17 protein-coding genes and 1 pseudogene are annotated in these 18060 nt (G+C 59.7%); 5 read left to right on the plus strand and 13 right to left on the minus strand.

The genetic code is table 11. The annotated features are described in order from the left end of the window. Nucleotides 1-41 precede the first annotated feature (41 nt). The 6 genes from tauC to KL786_RS11180 all read right to left on the minus strand — a co-directional run bounded on the left by tauC (nt 42) and on the right by KL786_RS11180 (nt 7361). Nucleotides 42-869 carry a taurine ABC transporter permease TauC gene (tauC, locus tag KL786_RS11155; RefSeq protein WP_215517656.1) on the minus strand — a complete coding sequence of 276 codons (828 nt, stop codon included), beginning with the start codon at nt 867-869 and terminating at the stop codon, nt 42-44. Then, the gene (tauB, locus tag KL786_RS11160) at nt 866-1645 is read right to left on the minus strand and encodes a taurine ABC transporter ATP-binding subunit (RefSeq protein ID WP_090292693.1); all 780 of its coding nucleotides are present in this window, start codon (nt 1643-1645) and stop codon (nt 866-868) included. Before tauB ends, tauC begins: the two co-directional genes overlap by 4 nt. Before the next feature lie 16 nt (nt 1646-1661). Further along, the gene (tauA, locus tag KL786_RS11165; protein ID WP_215517657.1) at nt 1662-2639 is read right to left on the minus strand and encodes a taurine ABC transporter substrate-binding protein; all 978 of its coding nucleotides are present in this window, start codon (nt 2637-2639) and stop codon (nt 1662-1664) included. Nucleotides 2640-2842: 203 nt separating this feature from the next. Further along, entirely contained in the window at nt 2843-4426 is a 1584-nt protein-coding gene (gshA, locus tag KL786_RS11170) for a glutamate--cysteine ligase (RefSeq protein WP_215517658.1), read from the minus strand. Nucleotides 4427-4641: 215 nt separating this feature from the next. Continuing rightward, a complete protein-coding gene (locus KL786_RS11175) occupies nt 4642-5025 on the minus strand; it encodes a PaaI family thioesterase (protein ID WP_215517659.1) in 384 nt (127 codons plus the stop codon). Further along, nucleotides 5025-7361, minus strand: a complete 2337-nt coding sequence (locus tag KL786_RS11180) for a Tex family protein (RefSeq protein WP_215517660.1) — start codon at nt 7359-7361, stop codon at nt 5025-5027. Before KL786_RS11180 ends, KL786_RS11175 begins: the two co-directional genes overlap by 1 nt. Before the next feature lie 335 nt (nt 7362-7696). Between KL786_RS11180 and ompR the strand changes: the two genes are divergently transcribed. Together ompR and KL786_RS11190 are read left to right on the plus strand one after the other, a co-directional pair. Then, a complete protein-coding gene (gene ompR, locus KL786_RS11185) occupies nt 7697-8437 on the plus strand; it encodes an osmolarity response regulator transcription factor OmpR (protein WP_032856582.1) in 741 nt (246 codons plus the stop codon). Between the two features lie 116 nt (nt 8438-8553). Further along, entirely contained in the window at nt 8554-9867 is a 1314-nt protein-coding gene (locus tag KL786_RS11190) for an ATP-binding protein (RefSeq protein WP_215517661.1), read from the plus strand. 136 nt (nt 9868-10003) lie between these two features. Here KL786_RS11190 and rimK read toward each other — a convergent pair whose 3' ends face one another. Then, on the minus strand, nt 10004-10909 hold the full coding sequence (gene rimK / locus KL786_RS11195) for a 30S ribosomal protein S6--L-glutamate ligase (protein ID WP_010567113.1): 906 nt from the start codon (nt 10907-10909) through the stop codon (nt 10004-10006). Further along, nucleotides 10906-11388, minus strand: a complete 483-nt coding sequence (rimB, locus tag KL786_RS11200) for a retropepsin-like aspartic endopeptidase RimB (protein WP_029299782.1) — start codon at nt 11386-11388, stop codon at nt 10906-10908. The genes rimK and rimB overlap by 4 nt, the downstream gene beginning before the upstream one ends. Nucleotides 11389-11670: 282 nt before the next feature. Between rimB and KL786_RS11205 the strand changes: the two genes are divergently transcribed. Next, nucleotides 11671-12078, plus strand: a complete 408-nt coding sequence (locus tag KL786_RS11205) for an RNA-binding S4 domain-containing protein (RefSeq protein ID WP_032856584.1) — start codon at nt 11671-11673, stop codon at nt 12076-12078. A 51-nt stretch (nt 12079-12129) separates the two neighbouring features. Here the strand turns inward: KL786_RS11205 and KL786_RS11210 are convergent. Next, a pseudogene (locus KL786_RS11210) lies at nt 12130-12329 on the minus strand (phosphatase PAP2 family protein); the annotation flags it as partial. A gap of 114 nt (nt 12330-12443) precedes the next feature. On the opposite strand from KL786_RS11210, the gene hslO reads away from it, so the two are divergent. Further along, nucleotides 12444-13346, plus strand: a complete 903-nt coding sequence (hslO, locus tag KL786_RS11215; protein ID WP_154841960.1) for an Hsp33 family molecular chaperone HslO — start codon at nt 12444-12446, stop codon at nt 13344-13346. A gap of 179 nt (nt 13347-13525) precedes the next feature. After that, complete coding sequence (locus KL786_RS11220; protein WP_215517662.1) at nt 13526-15067, plus strand: phosphoenolpyruvate carboxykinase; 1542 nt, start codon at nt 13526-13528, stop codon at nt 15065-15067. A gap of 57 nt (nt 15068-15124) precedes the next feature. On the opposite strand, the gene KL786_RS11225 is transcribed toward KL786_RS11220, so the two are convergent. The 4 genes from KL786_RS11225 to KL786_RS11240 all read right to left on the minus strand — a co-directional run bounded on the left by KL786_RS11225 (nt 15125) and on the right by KL786_RS11240 (nt 17850). Beyond that, nucleotides 15125-15976, minus strand: coding sequence for an EamA family transporter (locus KL786_RS11225; RefSeq protein WP_215517663.1), 852 nt, complete (start codon nt 15974-15976; stop codon nt 15125-15127). Nucleotides 15977-16100: 124 nt separating this feature from the next. Continuing rightward, the gene (locus KL786_RS29940; RefSeq protein WP_215517711.1) at nt 16101-16457 is read right to left on the minus strand and encodes a DUF1493 family protein; all 357 of its coding nucleotides are present in this window, start codon (nt 16455-16457) and stop codon (nt 16101-16103) included. A gap of 269 nt (nt 16458-16726) precedes the next feature. Beyond that, nucleotides 16727-17362 carry a DUF1493 family protein gene (locus tag KL786_RS11235; protein WP_215517664.1) on the minus strand — a complete coding sequence of 212 codons (636 nt, stop codon included), beginning with the start codon at nt 17360-17362 and terminating at the stop codon, nt 16727-16729. Further along, nucleotides 17359-17850, minus strand: a complete 492-nt coding sequence (locus KL786_RS11240; protein ID WP_215517665.1) for a hypothetical protein — start codon at nt 17848-17850, stop codon at nt 17359-17361. Before KL786_RS11240 ends, KL786_RS11235 begins: the two co-directional genes overlap by 4 nt. Nucleotides 17851-18060: the final 210 nt, after the last annotated feature.

The raw sequence follows: 18060 nt of genomic DNA on the forward strand, positions 1-18060 counted from the left end.
GTCGGGCGCCGAGATGCCGGCGTAGTCAGTGCTGTTGTTATTCAGTGGGCCTGGCCATGCCATGGCACCAGTTTGCGTTGCAGGGCGCGCAGGCCCATTTCCATGGCGAAGGCAATCAGGGCGATGACCAGGATCCCCAGCACCACCACATCGGTGACCAAAAACTGCGCCGCTGACTGCACCATGAACCCCAGGCCGCTGGTGGCGGCGATCAGTTCGGCGGCGACCAGGGTCGACCAGCCCACCCCCAGGCCGATCCGCACGCCGGTGAGGATGTCGGGCAGGGCGCTGGGCAGGATCACATGGCGGATCAACTGCGCCCGCGTTGCGCCCAGGGACTGCGCTGCGCGCAATTTGGCCGGGTCGACGGTGCGTACGCCAGTGGCGGTAGCGATGGCAATCGGGGCGAAGATCGCCAGGTAGATCAGCAGCACTTTGGACAGCTCGCCAATGCCGCACCAGATCACGATCAGCGGCAGGTAGGCCAGCGGTGGGATCGGGCGGTAGAACTCGATCAGCGGGTCGAGAATGCCACGGGCGATACGGTTGGCACCGATGGCAATGCCGACCGGCACGGCGGTCAGTACCGCAAAGCCCAGGCCCAGGCCGATGCGCCCGAGGCTGGCACCCAGGTGCTGCCAGAGGGTGGAGTCCATGTAGCCACTGGTTGCCAGCAGCCAGCCTTTTTGCAATACGGCCGACGGTGGTGGCAGGAACAGCGGCTCGATCAGCCCGCTGGCAGTCACGGCCCACCAGAGCACCAGCAGGGCAACCAGGGTCAGCACACTGATCCAGCGCGTGCTCAGGCTGCGGCGTAGCGGCAGGGCGGTTGGGGTGACGGCAGTGGCCGGGATTTCATAACTGCTCATGCGTACACCTGCCGTTGTGAGAACACTTTGCCCAGCACGTGCTCGCGGGTTTCGATAAACCGTGGGTCGGACTTGATCGCGCGTGCCGACTCGCCGGCAGCGTAACGCTGGCCGAAGTCCAGGCTCAGGCGCTCGACGATTTGCCCGGGGTTGGGGGCCAGCAGAATCAGGTCGGTGGCGAGAAATACCGCTTCTTCGATGTCGTGAGTGATCAGGAACACTGGCTTGGCCGTACGCCGCCACACTTGCAGCAGCAGCTCCTGCATCTGTTCACGGGTGAAGGCATCGAGGGCGCCGAAGGGCTCGTCCATCAGCAATACCCGTGGGTCGGCGGCGAGTGCGCGGGCCAGGCCCACGCGTTGTTTCTGCCCACCGGACAGTTGCCAGATGCGTCGGCTATCAAAGCCCGCCAGGTCCACCAGCGCGAGCATTTCACGGGCGCGGGCTTGTCGCTGGGCCTTGGGCACGCCGGCCAGTTCCAGGCCGAAGCCGACATTGGCCAGCACATCTTGCCAGGGCAGTAGGGCATCGTCCTGGAACACTACGCCACGCTCGGCACTCGGGCCTTTGACGGGTACGCCGTCGAGGGTGATGCGCCCGGCGCTGGGTTCGACGAAACCGGCAATCAGGTTCAACAGCGAAGTCTTGCCACTGCCGGAGGGGCCGAGGGCCACCAGCAATTGCTGGGGCCCAAGGGTCAGGGAAATATCCGCCAGCACGGGCGTGGTTGCGCCGGGGTACTGTGCGCTGATGCGCTCCAGCTGTAGCAAGGCCATCGCGGTGAACTCCCGATCAGTTGGTGATGAACTTGGCGCTGACGTAAGGGGCGTAGTCCGGCAGCACGGCCTCGACCTTGCCTTGTTCCTTGAGGAACGCGGCGGTGTCGGTCACCGCCTTGGTGGTCGGGGCGCCGAGCAAGGTCACCTGGTCGGCGGCCAGCGGGTAGACGTTGCCTTGCAGCAGCAGCGGAATGTCGCTGGCCTTGGCGCCGGAGAGCTTCACCAGTTTGTCGACGTTGCCCTTGTCGGCCAGCCAGGCTTGTGGGTCTTTGCGGTATTGGGCGTAGGCATCGAGGGTAACTTTGGCGAAGGCGCTGACAATTTCCGGGTGCTTCTCGGCAAAGTCCTTACGCACGATCCAGGCATCGAAGGTCGGCGCGCCGAACTTGGCCAACTCGCCGGAGGTGATCAGCACTTTGCCGTTTTCCTTGGCCACGCCCAGGGCCGGGTCCCAGACGTAGGTGGCGTCGATATCGCCACGCTTCCACGCCGCGATGATGGCCGGCGGGGCGAGGTTGAGCACGGTGACTTTCGCGGGATCGATGTTCCAGTGTTTGAGCGCGGCCAGCAGGCTGTAGTGGCCGGTGGACACGAACGGCACGGCGACTTTCTTGCCGATCAGGTCCTGCGGGCTGTTGATCCCGGAACCGTTGCGCGCCACCAGGGCTTCGGCGCCACCGATCTGGGTCGCCACGAGGAAGGTCTGCACCGGGACTTTGCGGGTGATGGCGGCGGTCAGCGGGCTGGAACCGAGGTAGCCGATCTGCACGTCGCCGGAAGCGATGGCGGCGATGATATCGGCGCCATTGTCGAATTTGCGCCAGTCGATCTTGGCGTTGGTGGCTTTTTCATAAGCGCCGTCGGCCTGGGCGACTTTGGCCGGGTCAACGGTGGTCTGGTAGGCAATGGTCACGTCGGCCGCATGGGCAAACAGACTGGCGCCGGCCAGGGACAGGGCCGCCAGGAGGCGAAAGGGGGCAGGCAGTTTCATGGGAAAGCTCCTCATCAGGCGGCCGAGGGTCGGCGAGTGAGGAGACTAAATGATCTAAGAATACGAAAATAAATAACATTTTCGAATTAGCTTATGTAGGAGCGAGCTTGCTCGCGAAAAACCTTAACGATGACGCGTTCGGCTTGGATAAACGCGGCGTGCTTGAGTTTTTCGCGAGCAAGCTCGCTCCTACAAAGGGCGTGTTAGTTACTGATCGCCAGGATGCTGGCCTGGTACGAACCGACAAACACATCGAAATCGCCCACTTCGTTCTGCTCCAGTTCGGCCTGTTGTGCCAGGGAACTGCGCGCCAGCTCTTCAAAGCGTGCTTGTTCGTCCGCCGGCAACGGCTCGCTACGGAAGTGCTCGGCATGCACCTGGCTCTGGCGCAGGGAGAACTGGGCAAAGCTCTCCTTGTGCTCGCGCATGGTTGCCAGCACCTGAGCCGACGGGGTCAGGGACGGGTCCTGGATCTTCGCCAACTGGGCATCCAGCGCCTGGCTGTGCTCATTGATGCCATGGCTCTGGTCCAGCAGCGCGGCCAGCGGGGCGATTTTCTCCAGCAGTTCGGCAGCCCATTCCTTCATCTCCACGGCTTGGCCGCGACGCTGCAATTGCAGGCCCGGGCGCCGGCCTTCCTTGACCACACTGAGGAAGTTCGACGTGGCGTTGCCGCACTCGCTGTTTTCGAACAACGGGCTGTCATTCAGTGCGCAATACAACAGGAATGCATCGAGGAAGCGCGATTCCGGCAAGTCGATGCCCATCGGCAAGAACGGGTTGATGTCCAGGCAGCGCACTTCGATGTACTGGATGCCACGGGCCATCAGCGCCTGGATCGGCCGTTCGCCGGTGTAGGTCACGCGCTTGGGACGGATGTTGGAGTAGTACTCGTTTTCGATCTGCAGGATGTTGGTGTTGAGCTGTACCCATTCACCGTCCTTGTGGGTGCCGACTTCGACGTAAGGTGCGTAGGGCGTTGCCACCGCTTCGCGCAGGCTGTCGGTGTAGCTGGCCAGATCGTTGTAGCAAGGGGTCAGGCCGGCCTGGGCGTTGCTCTGGTAACCCAGGTCGCTCATGCGCAGGCTGGTGGCATACGGCAGGTACAGGGTGTCGGCATCGAACTGTTCAAGCTGATGGGCACGCCCGCGCAAAAAGCCCGCATCCAGGGCCGGCGAGGCGCCGAACAGGTACATCAGCAGCCAGCTGTAGCGGCGGAAATTACGGATCAGCGCGATATAGGCCGTGGACTGGTAGTCACGGTCGGTGCCCACGAAACCTTCGGTTTCCTTGAGCAACGGCCACAGCTCTTCTGGCAGGGAAAAGTTGTAGTGGATCCCTGCGATGCACTGCATGGTCTTGCCGTAGCGCAGGGCCAGGCCCTTGCGATACACGTACTTGAGCTGTCCGATGTTGGAGGTGCCATAGTAGGCAATCGGAATATCTTCCTCGGCCGGCAACGGGCACGGCATCGATGGACTCCACAGGTACTCGTTGCCGAGCTTGCTGTAGGCAAAACGGTGAATTCGATCGAGGCTGCGCAGGGTGTCTGCCGGGTTGGGCAGCGCCGGGGTGATGAACTCCAGCAGCGACTCGGAATAGTCGGTGGTGATCGATTCATGGGTCAATGCTGCGCCCAGGGCCTCTGGATGCGGCGTTTGAGCCAGGCGGCCTTCGCCGGTGACACGCAGGCATTCACGCTCGATGCCGTGCAGGCAGTGCTCAAGCAAAGAGAGGTGTTCGCGCTTGCCGAGCAGAGCCAGGCGGCGGTTGAGAAGTTCGCTCAAGTTGGATTCCTTCACGCGTCAGTCGCCCCAATATGGGGGTGGGCAAGACGGTCTACAAGGGTGAAGTTAAAACTGGCGTTATCGCCTGGTTTTTGAGCCGGAATAACCTGCTCTGAAAGTGCCGACTTCATTCCCTGAATGTGGCTATCGCGCAGGAAGAAAATTCCGACGCCGCTTTTGCAGCGCCGAAATTAACCCAAATTGATGACAAGGAGCTATAGGACAGCGAAGGTGCCTTGTGCTTTTGCGACGAGTCTTTCGTCCTGATACACATCGGCCTCGACCACCAGCGTGCGCCGGCCAGGGTGAATAACCCGGGCCGTGCACACCACATCTCCGCCGGAAACGGCGCGGATGTAGTTGATTTTGCACTCGATGGTCGCGCTCTGCTGGTCAAACCCATGGGCGCTGGAACAGGCCAGCCCCATGGCAATGTCCACCAGGCTGAAAATCGCCCCGCCATGGAGCTTGCCTGCGCGGTTGCGCAATTGCGGCTCCAGGGTCAGGGCAACCTCGGCAACGCCTTGGTCCAGGCGTTGCAGGCGGCAGCCAAGCAGTTCGCTGAAGGCGCTGTGGGTCAGGCCGGCCGGCAGCTCCATCAACGTTTCTTCAGTTGCTTGGCGTTGGCGAACAGCGAAGCCATGGCGTTGTTGGCCGGGGCTGCGGTGGGCGTTTCCTTGCGTGGTGCACTGTTTTCCGAGCGGTTTTGCGACTGGCGCGGCGCGGAACCTGGGCGTGCGCCACGGGCACCGTCGATTTTCTCGCCGGGGGTATCGCTCATGCGCATCGACAGGCCCACGCGTTTGCGCGGGATATCGACTTCCATGACCTTGACCTTGACCACATCACCGGCCTTCACCGCTTCACGAGGATCCTTGATGAACTTCTCCGAAAGCGCGGAGATGTGTACCAAACCGTCCTGATGCACGCCGATATCCACAAAAGCGCCAAAGTTGGTCACGTTGGTCACCACGCCTTCGAGGATCATCCCCAGTTGCAGGTCCTTGAGGTCTTCGACGCCTTCCTGGAACTCGGCGGTCTTGAACTCGGGGCGCGGGTCGCGGCCGGGTTTTTCCAGCTCTTGCAGGATGTCGGTGATGGTCGGCACGCCGAAGGTTTCGTCGGTGTACTTCTTCGGGTCCAGGCGTTTGAGGAACGCGGCGTCGCCGATCAGCGAGCGGATATCGCGGTCGGTCTCGGCGGCAATGCGTTGCACCAGCGGATAGGCTTCCGGGTGGACTGCTGAGGAGTCCAGCGGGTTGTCGCCATTCATGACGCGCAGGAAGCCGGCGGCTTGTTCGAAGGTTTTTTCGCCAAGGCGTGCGACTTTTTTCAGCGCCGCACGGGTCTTGAACGCACCGTTTTCATCACGATGGGTGACGATATTCTGCGCCAGGGTGGCGTTGAGGCCGGAGATCCGTGCGAGCAAGGCGACCGAGGCGGTGTTTACGTCGACGCCGACCTTGTTCACGCAGTCTTCCACCACCGCATCCAGGCCACGCGCCAGTTTCAGCTGCGACACGTCGTGCTGGTACTGGCCGACACCGATGGATTTCGGGTCGATCTTCACCAGCTCGGCCAATGGATCCTGCAGGCGGCGCGCGATGGATACGGCCCCACGGATCGACACATCGAGGTCCGGGAATTCCTTGGAGGCCAGTTCCGACGCCGAGTACACCGAAGCACCCGCCTCGGAGACCATGACCTTGGTCATTTTCATGCCTGGGTATTTTTTGATCAGTTCCAGGGCCAGCTTGTCGGTTTCGCGGCTGGCGGTGCCGTTGCCGATGGCGATCAGGTCCACCGCGTGCTTGGCGCACAGGGCAGCCAGGATGGCCAGGGTCTGGTCCCACTTGTTGTGCGGCACGTGCGGGTACACGGTGGCGTGGTCCAGCAGCTTGCCGGTGGCATCAACCACGGCGACCTTGCAACCGGTGCGCAGGCCCGGGTCCAGGCCCAGGGTCGCACGCGGGCCGGCTGGCGCGGCCAGCAGCAGGTCGTGCAGGTTGTGGGCGAACACGTTGATCGCTTCGGTCTCGGCGCCGTCGCGCAACTCGCCCAGCAGGTCGGTTTCCAGGTGGGTGTAGAGCTTGACCTTCCAGGTCCAGCGCACGACTTCACTGAGCCACTTGTCCGCAGGACGATTCTGATTCTGGATGCCGAATTGTTGACCGATCATGCCTTCGCACGGGTGCATGGTGCCTGGCAGTTCGTCGCCGACTTTCAGCGCGGAGCTGAGAATGCCTTCGTTGCGCCCGCGGAAAATGGCCAGGGCGCGGTGGGACGGCATGCTTTTCAGCGGCTCATCGTGCTCGAAGTAATCGCGGAACTTGGCGCCTTCTTCCTCTTTGCCGGCGATGACGCGGGCGCTGAGGGTGGCTTCCTGTTTCAGGTAGTTACGCAGTTTTTCCAGCAGGTTGGCATCCTCGGCGAAGCGCTCCATGAGGATGTACTTGGCGCCTTCGAGGGCAGCCTTGATGTCGGCGACGCCTTTTTCGGCATCGACAAAGCGCGCGGCTTCGGTTTCCGGGGCGAGGGACGGGTCGTTGAACAGGCCGTCGGCCAACTCGCCGAGGCCGGCTTCCAGGGCAATCTGGCCCTTGGTGCGGCGCTTCTGCTTGTACGGCAGGTACAAGTCTTCGAGGCGGGTCTTGGTGTCGGCGAGCTTGATATCGCGTTCAAGTTGCGGGGTCAGCTTGCCCTGCTCCTGGATGCTGGCGAGGATGCTGATACGCCGTTCGTCGAGTTCTCGCAGGTAGCGCAGGCGCTCTTCCAGATGCCGCAGCTGGATGTCATCGAGGCTGCCGGTCACTTCTTTACGGTAACGGGCGATGAAGGGCACCGTGGAGCCCTCATCCAGTAGAGCGACGGCCGCTTCGACCTGTTGTGGGCGTACACCGAGTTCCTCGGCGATGCGGCTGTTGATGCTGTCCATAAAACCACCTGAAATTCTTGAAAGCAGTTCACAGGCCCGGAAAACAAGGCCTTGCGCGGCTGGTTGAGCGGCCCGACTGGCGCCGCTGCCTGGGTCAAGAGGCAGCCTATTGACCCTCGAAATCGAAAAAATCACGACAAGCAGATGAAAAAAACACCAGGCCGGCCATGGCATTGCCGGGCACTGAGGCGCGGCATTATAACCAGCGTTCCCTTCTTGGGGGGATTGCGCCAAGGGCGCGCGCACTGGTGGTTGGAGAAAAATCTGCTAACAATGCGTACCGTGCGTATAACGGCAGCTAAGCCATAATGCGCGCCAGATAAGAGGAGCATCCAATGAGCAGCACTGCACAAACTGCTGAAGGCGAAAAAATTCTCATCGTTGATGACGATCCGGGGCTGAGCAGCCTGCTGGAGCGGTTCTTCACCTCCAAGGGCTACCGTGCCCGCGCGGTGCCAAATACCGAGCAGATGGATCGCCTGCTGGGGCGCGAGGTGTTCAACCTGGTCGTGCTCGACCTGATGTTGCCGGGCGAAGACGGCCTGACGGCCTGCAAGCGCCTGCGCAGCACCAACAACCAGATCCCGATCATCATGCTGACCGCCAAGGGCGATGAGCTGAGCCGTATCAAGGGCCTGGAACTGGGCGCCGACGACTACCTGGCCAAGCCGTTCAACCCCGATGAGCTGATGGCCCGGGTCAAGGCCGTATTGCGTCGCCAGGCCGCGCCGGTACCCGGAGCCCCTGGCAGCGAAGACGAAAGCGTCACGTTTGGTGACTACGAATTGTCGCTGGCGACCCGTGAGCTCAAGCGTGGTGAAGAAGTCCACATGCTGACGACCGGTGAATTCGCGGTGCTCAAGGCGCTGGTGATGAATGCTCGCCAACCGTTGACCCGTGACAAGCTGATGAACCTGGCCCGTGGCCGTGAATGGGACGCCCTGGAGCGCTCCATTGACGTGCAGATCTCCCGTTTGCGCCGGATGATCGAACCCGATCCGTCCAAGCCACGTTATATCCAGACAGTGTGGGGCGTGGGTTACGTGTTTGTGCCGGATGGTACGGCAACCAAGTAACCGATGATTTGCACAGGCGGGTATTCCGGAGTTCGATCCCAAGGGGTCGGCCGGATGCCCGGCGTCTGCAATTCTGCGAGCCTTGCTCGCTCTTGCCAGGTGTCTAGCTGTCTTTTATGAAAACCCCGCTGTGGTTCCCGCAAAGTTTCTTCTCCCGCACCCTTTGGCTGGTGCTGATCGTCGTGCTGTTTTCCAAGGCGTTGACCCTCGTTTATCTGTTGATGAACGAAGACGTGCTGGTGGATCGCCAGTACAGCCACGGTGTTGCGCTGACACTGCGTGCCTATTGGGCTGCCGACCCGGAGAACCGCGAGAAAATCGCCAAGGCGGCGACCTTGACCCGCGTGGTGGGTGCAGGCGTGCCGGAGGGGGAGCAACATTGGCCATACAGTGAAATCTACCAGCGACAGATGCAGGCCGAACTGGGTGAAGACACCGAGGTGCGGCTGCGTATGCATGTCTCGCCAGCCCTGTGGGTACGGGCTCCGAGCCTGGGGGATGGATGGCTGAAAGTGCCGTTGTATCCCCATCCGCTGCGAGGGCAGAAGATCTGGAACGTACTCGGCTGGTTCCTGGCCATTGGCTTGCTTTCAACCGCCTCGGCCTGGATTTTTGTGCGCCAGCTCAACCAGCCGCTCAAGCGCCTGGTGTTCGCGGCCAGGCAACTGGGGCAGGGGCGCAGTGTGCGCCTGCCGATCAGTGACACACCCAGCGAAATGACTGAGGTCTACAGCGCGTTCAACCAGATGGCCGAGGACGTGGAACAGGCTGGGCGCGAACGTGAGCTGATGCTGGCGGGGGTTTCCCACGACCTGCGCACGCCGCTCACACGTTTGCGCTTGTCCCTGGAGTTGATGGGCAACCACACCGACCTTACCGATGACATGGTCCGTGATATCGAAGACATGGACGCGATTCTCGACCAGTTCCTGGCGTTTATCCGTGATGGTCGCGATGAAGTGGTGGAAGAGGTGGACCTGACCGACCTGGTACGCGAGGTCGTGGCGCCCTATAACCAGAACGGCGAGCAGGTGCATTTGCGCTTGGAACCGATCCAACCCTTTGCGTTGCGTCGGGTCTCGATGAAGCGCCTGCTGAACAACCTGATTGGCAACGCCTTGCATCACGCGGGCACTGAGGTGGAGGTCGCGGCCTATGTGTCTGGTGATACCAACGCGCCTTATGTGGTGCTGAGTGTCATGGACCGTGGTGCCGGGATCGATCCGGCGGAACTGGAGGGCATTTTCAACCCCTTCACCCGTGGCGACCGTGCCCGTGGTGGCAAAGGCACCGGGCTGGGGCTGGCGATTGTGCGGCGAATTGCTTCGATGCATGGTGGCAATGTCGAACTGCGCAACCGTGTCGATGGCGGGCTGGAAGCGCGGGTGCGCTTGCCGTTGGGGTTGATGTTGCCAAGAGATGCGGTCTAAACCACGACGAATATCAAATGTGGGAGCTGGCTCGCCTGCGAGAGGATGTAACAGTCGACATTGATGTTGAATGTTAGTCAGTCATCGCAGGCAAGCCAGCTCCCACAAGGGTTCGTGCCGTCTTCCAGGGCGTATTTCAGCCCTTGCCTTTGGTCCGGGTCATATTCGGTCCGCTGTTCTTCTCCAGATGCTGGATGATGATCCCCGCCACATCCTTGCCGGTGGTGGTTTCAATCCCTTCCAGGCCCGGTGAAGAGTTCACTTCCATCACCAGCGGCCCGTGGTTCGAGCGCAAGATATCCACACCTGCCACACTCAAGCCCATGACCTTGGCTGCCCGCAGGGCGGTCATGCGTTCTTCCGGGGTGATCTTGATCAGGCTGGCGCTGCCGCCTCGGTGTAGGTTGGAGCGAAACTCCCCCGGCTTGGCCTGGCGTTTCATCGCCGCAATCACCTTGTCCCCCACCACGAAGCAACGGATATCAGCGCCACCGGCTTCCTTGATGTATTCCTGGACCATGATGTTCTGCTTGAGGCCCATGAACGCCTCGATCACTGACTCTGCCGCCGTGGCGGTTTCACACATCACTACGCCAATGCCTTGGGTGCCTTCCAGCACTTTGATAACCAAGGGGGCGCCGTTGACCATCTCGATCAGGTCGGGAATGTCATCGGGGGAGTGGGCAAAGCCGGTCACTGGCAAGCCGATACCTCGGCGCGACAGCAGTTGTAGGGAGCGCAGCTTGTCTCGGGAGCGGGCAATGGCCACCGATTCGTTGAGCGGAAACACCCCCATCATTTCAAACTGGCGCAGTACCGCGCAGCCGTAGAAGGTCACTGAGGCGCCGATACGCGGGATCACCGCGTCGAAACCTTCCAGTGGTTTGCCCCGGTAGTGGATCTGCGGCTTATGACTGGCAATGTTCATATAGGCGCGCAACGTATCGATCACCACCATCTCATGGCCCCGTTCGGTGCCGGCCTCGACCAGACGACGGGTGGAATACAGACGCGGGTTACGCGACAGCACAGCGATCTTCATGCAACACCTGTGGCAGCAATAGTAGAGACCGGGAACACCGGCTTGTCTTGAACGTACTTGAGCCCTGGGTTGACCACCAATTGGCCGTCGATCAGGGCTTTGGAACCTAGCAACAGGCGGTAACGCATGGTTTTGCGGCAAGCCAGGGTGAACTCCACCCGCCATACCCGATCACCCAGGGCCAAGGTGGTGCTGATGACGTAGCGCACCTGCGCCTGGCCGTTGGAGCTTTTAATGGTTTTCATCGCCACCAGCGGTGCTTCGCAGCGCCGGTGACGCAGTTGCACCACGCTGCCCAGGTGCGCGGTGAAACGCACCCACTTTTCACCGTCACGCTCAAAAGGTTCGATCTCGGTGGCGTGCAGGCTGGAGGTACTGGCACCGGTGTCGATCTTTGCGCGCAGGCCCGCCACTCCCAAATCGGGAAGTGCCACCCACTCGCGCAGACCAACAACGGTCAAATGGTCAAATGTCTTCAATATGAACAACCGGCAATCAGAAATATTTCCAAGTCAGACGACACTAGCGTCCAACTGCTCACGGATTGTGACAACCCAGGAACGTTGACGAGCGCTTGGAGCCGAATTCGCGGTATTCACGCAGAATATTCACCAAATGGCGACAGATATCTTCACACCATGAAAAACCACGGCTGAAGGGAAACTGCCTGACACCTGGCGTATCTTAGGTGAGCCTTGGCGTTTGTGCGTCGAAGGGGTTCGACTGTTAAGTTGCGACATTTTTCAGAGCGAGGAATTCAAGTGGCTCAAAAGCAGGAAGAGGACGAAAAAGTCCGTTTGGACAAATGGTTGTGGGCCGCACGCTTCTACAAGACCCGGGCCTTGGCCAAGGCCGCCATCGAGAGCGGCAAGGTGCATTGCCGTGGCGAGCGCTGCAAACCGGGCAAGGAGCCGCGCATTGGTGACGAGTTGCAGATTCGTGTCGGGTTTGAAGAGAAAACAGTGGTGGTAGAGGCGCTGTCCATCGTCCGCCGCGGCGCTCCCGAAGCGCAGGCGCTGTACACCGAGACCCCGGCAAGTATCGCCAAGCGCGAAAACGCCGCGGCCATGCGCAAGGCCGGAGCGTTGGGTATGAGCACCGATGGCAAGCCGAGCAAGAAACAGCGTCGCGACCTGTTCAAGTTTCGCGGCAGTGGCAATGACGACTGAATATCGGTTATCTGCTGTAGTAACTGGCTCAGGCGTTGCGGGCCACGCTCAGGCGATCGCCCGCACATTCAGCCTGAGCGGGTGGCTGGCCAGCGGGTCATTGAGCAACTGAAACAGCCACTCGTCGAATATCACGTAAAGCATCTGGTCCGTGGGCCATAGCCAAAACACAGGAGCCCCAGAGCGAGTAAATTGCACAGGGCCAATCGCCCGAGGTTCCACTTGGCTTGGAACAAACCCGGATTGTTCATAAACTGTTTCCTCTTCGCTCTAAAACTCTCCACCTATCGGAAGAAAAGCGCACCAAATTGGTGCCAGGGCGCATAATTTTAGAAATATCGTCATCAATTCAGATACCCAGACCTATGACTGATCTACCGGATACCGACTTCACCCAACGTTTCCTCTTTGACGACAACGACGCTCGTGGCGAACTGGTTGCCCTGGAGCGCAGCTATGCCGAAGTCCTTGCCAAGCACCCCTATCCGGAGCCGGTCGCGCAGTTGCTCGGCGAACTGATGGCCGCCGCCTCGCTGCTGGTGGGCACCATGAAGTTCGATGGCTTGCTGATTCTCCAGGCCCGTTCCGAAGGCCCGGTTCCCATGCTGATGATCGAGTGCTCCAGCAACCGCGAAATCCGTGGCCTGGCCCGTTATGAAGAGGACCAGATCCCGGCGGACGCGACCTTGGCCGACCTGATGCCCAACGGCGTGCTGGCGTTGACCATCGACCCGACCGTTGGCCAGCGGTACCAGGGCATTGTCGATCTGGACGGTGAAACCCTGTCCGACTGCTTCACCAACTATTTCGTCATGTCTCAGCAAGTGGGCACCCGTTTCTGGCTCAATGCCGACGGCAAGCGCGCCCGTGGCCTGCTGTTGCAACAGCTGCCGGCCGACCGTATCAAGGACGAGGATGAGCGCGAAGAAAGCTGGCGCGGTCTCACTGCCCTGGCCGGTACCTTGACCGCTGAAGAACTGCTGGGCCTGGACAACGAAACCATCCTGCACCGCCTCTACCACGAAGAAGAGGTGCGCCTGTTCGATGCGCAATCGCTGCGTTTCCATTGCAGCTGTTCCCGCGAGCGTTCGGGCAATGCCCTGGTGAGCCTGGGCCTGGAAGATGCGCAAAATCTTGCGGTGGAGCACGGTGGCAGAATCGAAATCGACTGCCAGTTCTGCAACCAACGCTACCTGTTCGACGCTGCCGATATCGCCCAATTGTTCGCTGGCGCTGGCGTTGACACCCCTTCGGGCACCCACCACTAAAACGTTTAAGCACAGGTAAATCACCTGACAAACGCCGGATTAGAGGTGTTCTGACGGGAGGGCCCTACTCTTTTTGGGCTTTTCTGGCATAATCCGGCCCACTTTTTTCGCGGTAGTAGTGCGCAACTTTCTACTACAAAACGTTTGGAGCACTCGGCCATAGGCCGACGGGGAACCTCATGACGCAAGCCAATAACGCCGTATACACCGATCTGAGTGTTGACGATCTGGTCAAAGAAGCCCTGCAGCGCGGTGAAGGCGTGCTTGCCGATACTGGCGCGCTGGTCGTAGAAACCGGTCACCGCACCGGTCGTTCGCCGGTCGACCGTTTCATCGTTGAAGAGCCGTCCACCCAGGCCGCCATTGCCTGGGGCCCGATCAATCGCAAGTTCCCGGCCGACAAGTTCGATGCCCTGTGGGCTCGCGTCGAGGCCTTCAACAACGCGCAAGAGCATTTCGTTTCCCACGTTCACGTTGGTGCTGCGCAAGACCACTACCTGGCCGTGAAAATGACCACCCAGACTGCCTGGCAGAACCTGTTCGGTCGTTGCCTGTTCATCAACCCGGCCCAGTACAACCCGGCCGGTCGTGAAGAGTGGCAAGTGCTCAACGTTGCCAACTTCGAATGCGTACCTGAGCGTGACGGCACCAACTCCGACGGTTGCGTGATCCTCAACTTCGCCCAGAAGAAAGTGCTGATCGCTGGCATGCGCTACGCCGGCGAGATGAAGAAAGCCATGTTCTCGGTGCAGAACTTCCTGCTGCCGGCCGCTGATGTGCTGCCAATGCACTGCGCTGCCAACATCGGTGAAGAAGGCGACGTGACCCTGTTCTTCGGTCTGTCCGGCACCGGCAAGACCACCCTGTCCGCCGACGAAAGCCGTTACCTGATTGGTGACGATGAACACGGTTGGGGCGAAGGCGTGGTGTTCAACATCGAAGGCGGTTGCTATGCCAAGTGCATCGACCTGTCCGAGAAGAACGAGCCGGTCATCTGGAAAGCCATCAAGCACGGTGCGGTCCTGGAAAACGTCGTGATCAACGATGCCAAGCACGCCGACTACACCGATGTCAGCCTGACCCAGAACAGCCGCGCCGCGTACCCGCTGGAGCACGTTGCCAAGCGCTCCGAGCAGAACCTGGGTGGCGAGCCGAACGCAGTGATCTTCCTGACTTGCGACCTGACTGGCGTGCTGCCACCGGTGTCGATCCTCAATGAAGAGCAAGCGGCCTACCACTTCCTGTCCGGCTACACCGCACTGGTGGGCTCGACTGAAATGGGTTCGGGCAGCGGCATCAAGTCGACGTTCTCTACCTGCTTCGGCGCGCCGTTCTTCCCGCGTCCGGCTGGCGAATACGCAGAGCTTTTGATCAAGCGTATCCGCGGTTTCGGCTCCAAGGTCTACCTGGTCAACACTGGCTGGACCGGCGGTGGCTACGGCGTCGGCAAACGCTTCAACATCCCGACCACCCGTGCAGTGATCGCTGCGATCCAGAGCGGCGCGCTGATCGGTGCTGCCACCGAGCACCTCGACACCATCAACCTCGACGTGCCATTGGCCGTACCGGGCGTTGAGACTGGCCTGTTGAACCCACGCAACACCTGGGCTGACAAGGCTGCGTACGACGAAGCCGCGAAGGCTCTGGCCGGCCTGTTCGTCGAGAACTTCAAGAAGTTTGAAGTGAGCGACGCGATCAAGGCGGCGGGTCCTAAGTTGTAAGATTCGCTAGCTGTTAAAAAGCCGCCCCTAGTGGGCGGCTTTTTTGTGCGCGATGCTTTAGTCGATGAGGTGTAACAGCATTGCCCCGAGCAACACCAGGACCACGCCCATGATTTGCACCGTCGTTAGGCGTTCCTTGAAAAACACAAACCCCAGGATCGCCGCGATCCCGCCAGATAAGGTGCTGATCACCGTCACTACGGAAACCGACCCGGCCATCGCCCCCCACGAAAATGCCGAGAAACCGCCGAGATTCATCAGGCTTGCGCCGGTCAACGTTGCGCAGTTTTTCAGTGGTGGAATCTTCAGGCCGTCTTTGACTTTCAAGACCATCAATACCAACACACAAACGCCGACCAAGTAGCCGAGCCAGAGCATGGTGACGGGGCCAAGCGCAGGCAGCGTATAGCGGCCTTGCAGCCAAAAACTGCTGCCGTACAGAGCGGCGGCGAGCAAGGCGTAGGCGATGGCCTGGTTGGAGTGGTTGTGGGGAGCGCCGTTGTCCTTGTGAATGCTGGAAAGGATCACACCGATGACGCACAGGGCGATGCAACCAAGTTGGATCAAGCTGATCTGTTCGCCGCTGGCCCAGGACAATAATGTGGTGACCACACCATAGGAGGTCACCAACGGTGCGACGATGGCCGCTTTGCCCAGCGCGAATGCCTTGGACAGGGCTAGTGCGCCGGAGACGGTGAGCAAGGCTGCGGCGATACCCAAGAGCCAGACGCTCGCGGGTGCTGCCAAGGATTTGAAGAGGAAGGAAGGGAGGAGGATCAGCAGCAAGGTCATGATCACAAAGCCCAGCGCCTGACCGAAGTACACCGCGCGTTTTACCCCGACGGCGCGGGCGTTGAGGCCCACCAGGAAGTCCGTACCGCCCCAGAGCAAGGCCGCCAAAAGGCCCATTAATACGTCCATGTAAGGCCCTTTTTGTTTTAAGTGCGGCTTGCCAGATTAACGTAGATCCACAGGTGCTTGGTGGCTTGTGTGTGAGCAGGCACTTCGGTGTGTCAGTGACACAAAGCTGCGTTCAGCTCAAATTTTCCAGCGTCTGCGTATCCCAGCCATGAGTCTTGATGGCCAAGTAGAGCATGCCAATGGTAAGCGGCATCTTCTCCCCCCGGCCCTTGGCGCGATGCTTCAGGAACACATCAAAGACCGGTGGGTTGAAGTAACGGTAGGCATCATAGTCGCCCAGGTCGAGATCAAATGCCTGCTCCAGGGCTTCCATAAATTGCCTGGCTTCTGCGCCATCGCAGCCGAGGTCGAAGTTAAGCGAGGTTTTAAGGCGGATGGTCTTGTGCTTGGGCAGGCCGATTTCTTCGTGCAGCAATTGCAGAAGCTGCTGCATGACGGGGTCTTCGGGGAAGTTGGGGGCCAGGTTCATAGTGGGGGCACGCTGGAGTGGGTGAGGGGGATGGTCGTGGTGATGGCGGTATTTGTTGCGGGTAAGAAACAGTGCCAAGCCTATCAAGAACAGGGCGAGGGGGAGGAGTTGAATGCTGAGAATGATGGCCACGTAAGGTAGCAAGAATGTCAGGGTCAGGCCGCTTACGACAAACGTGGCAGCAAAGCGCCTTCTGAGTGTGCAGTCGGTGATTTTGAAATACAGCACAAGGAAAAATCCGAGGAAGAAGAGTATTTGCAGGTAGATATTCATGGCTTCTGATATCCGATTGCTTCCAGTGCCTGGGTGTCCCAGTACCTGGCTTTGATGGCTTGGTAAAGCATGTCGATGGTCAGTGGTGTTTTGCCTTCACTGCCTCTTTCCACATATCGCAAGTACGCGTCGAAACCTCTGCGTTTGAAGTAACGGGTGCTCTTGTAGTCGCCGAGGTGCATGCCGAAATCTTGCTTCAGCGCTGCCATCAAATGTTTGGCTTCAGCGCGGTTGCAGCCAAGATCATGGTTGATTGAAGTGCTGAGGGTGATTGATTGGTGTTTCGGCAAACCCACATCCTCATGCAAAAGCTGCAGAAAATGGCGCATGACGGGATCATCAGGAAAATCGGGAGCCAAGTTAAGTGTGGGGGCGATGAACAACGAGTGTGTGGGCCTCACTCGGTTGTAGCGATTTCGGTCAAAGTACAATCCTGAGCCAATTAGAATGGCGCCTATTGGCAGGCTAGGCAGTTGGGCTTCGTCTATCCAGTAAGGGAGCCATATTGCACAAATCAACCCTCCAGCCAGTATGGACAGGCCCGCGTATTTCCTGAGGGTCTGAGATTTTATTTTGTTGTCGAGAATAATGCTCAACACGATGAAAACGACCCACTGGAGGTATTCGATCATTGAGTTATCCCCCCGAGGAACGGGATGACTAGCGCAGACATGGAGCGTTGGGGACCTATTCCGCCATCGACTTGCGCTTCGAACCCGATGACCACGTCGCCAGCGTGATAGCTGCGGATGATGCTTTTGGTGATCAAGCCCACTGTGGCGCCAACGACGCGCGCTGCTGGCTTTGAAAACGGGTGAATTGGCACATTGAAAACCCCGGTTAACAATATGGCGATGATGGTTCCGCGTTCGTTGAGTAAATCTGCCTGCTGTCGGGTTAGTGGCTTGGAAATCGCGACAGTCAGTTTGCAAGGCAAATCACGGGCAAGCATCTTTTCGTAGAGATCCACCAATCGATAGCGAACCTCGTTTGCAGAGGCTCCGGCTTCTAACACACAGAGGTTTGCTAGCGCTTGTCGATTGGCAGGGAGAACGATAAGTCGAATCACCGTAAAAGTGACCCCGTAATGGCCAATGTATTGAGTCCTTTCAAGGTTCACGGATTTTTTGCCGAGAGGGTTGAGAGGGCACTAGTTTCGGTCAGGCATGGCTGATTCTGTAGAGGGTTGAGTGGCGCTTCGCGGCAGTTTGGGAAGCGTATGGTGGCCGGTTTGGATATTTCCTACGGAGGCTTCCGATCCGTTAGGTTTTGCTGTGAGGCGCCCAGGTGCAGGCGGGATAAAAACCACGTCACATTTTGTATAAAATCC

Source organism: Pseudomonas sp. TAE6080, from assembly GCF_018732265.1.
GTDB classification, from domain to species: domain Bacteria; phylum Pseudomonadota; class Gammaproteobacteria; order Pseudomonadales; family Pseudomonadaceae; genus Aquipseudomonas; species Aquipseudomonas brenneri.

Coding starts and splice junctions, on each gene's coding strand:
- tauA (WP_215517657.1), bottom strand. CDS start 2,639: ATGAAACTGCCTGCCCCCTTTCGCCTCCTGGCGGCCCTGTCCCTGGCC.
- KL786_RS11180 (WP_215517660.1), bottom strand. CDS start 7,361: ATGGACAGCATCAACAGCCGCATCGCCGAGGAACTCGGTGTACGCCCA.
- KL786_RS11220 (WP_215517662.1), top strand. CDS start 13,526: ATGACGCAAGCCAATAACGCCGTATACACCGATCTGAGTGTTGACGAT.
- tauC (WP_215517656.1), bottom strand. CDS start 869: ATGAGCAGTTATGAAATCCCGGCCACTGCCGTCACCCCAACCGCCCTG.
- KL786_RS11190 (WP_215517661.1), top strand. CDS start 8,554: ATGAAAACCCCGCTGTGGTTCCCGCAAAGTTTCTTCTCCCGCACCCTT.
- KL786_RS11235 (WP_215517664.1), bottom strand. CDS start 17,362: ATGATCGAATACCTCCAGTGGGTCGTTTTCATCGTGTTGAGCATTATT.
- KL786_RS29940 (WP_215517711.1), bottom strand. CDS start 16,457: ATGAACCTGGCCCCCAACTTCCCCGAAGACCCCGTCATGCAGCAGCTT.
- tauB (WP_090292693.1), bottom strand. CDS start 1,645: ATGGCCTTGCTACAGCTGGAGCGCATCAGCGCACAGTACCCCGGCGCA.
- KL786_RS11175 (WP_215517659.1), bottom strand. CDS start 5,025: ATGGAGCTGCCGGCCGGCCTGACCCACAGCGCCTTCAGCGAACTGCTT.
- ompR (WP_032856582.1), top strand. CDS start 7,697: ATGAGCAGCACTGCACAAACTGCTGAAGGCGAAAAAATTCTCATCGTT.
- hslO (WP_154841960.1), top strand. CDS start 12,444: ATGACTGATCTACCGGATACCGACTTCACCCAACGTTTCCTCTTTGAC.
- rimK (WP_010567113.1), bottom strand. CDS start 10,909: ATGAAGATCGCTGTGCTGTCGCGTAACCCGCGTCTGTATTCCACCCGT.
- KL786_RS11225 (WP_215517663.1), bottom strand. CDS start 15,976: ATGGGCCTTTTGGCGGCCTTGCTCTGGGGCGGTACGGACTTCCTGGTG.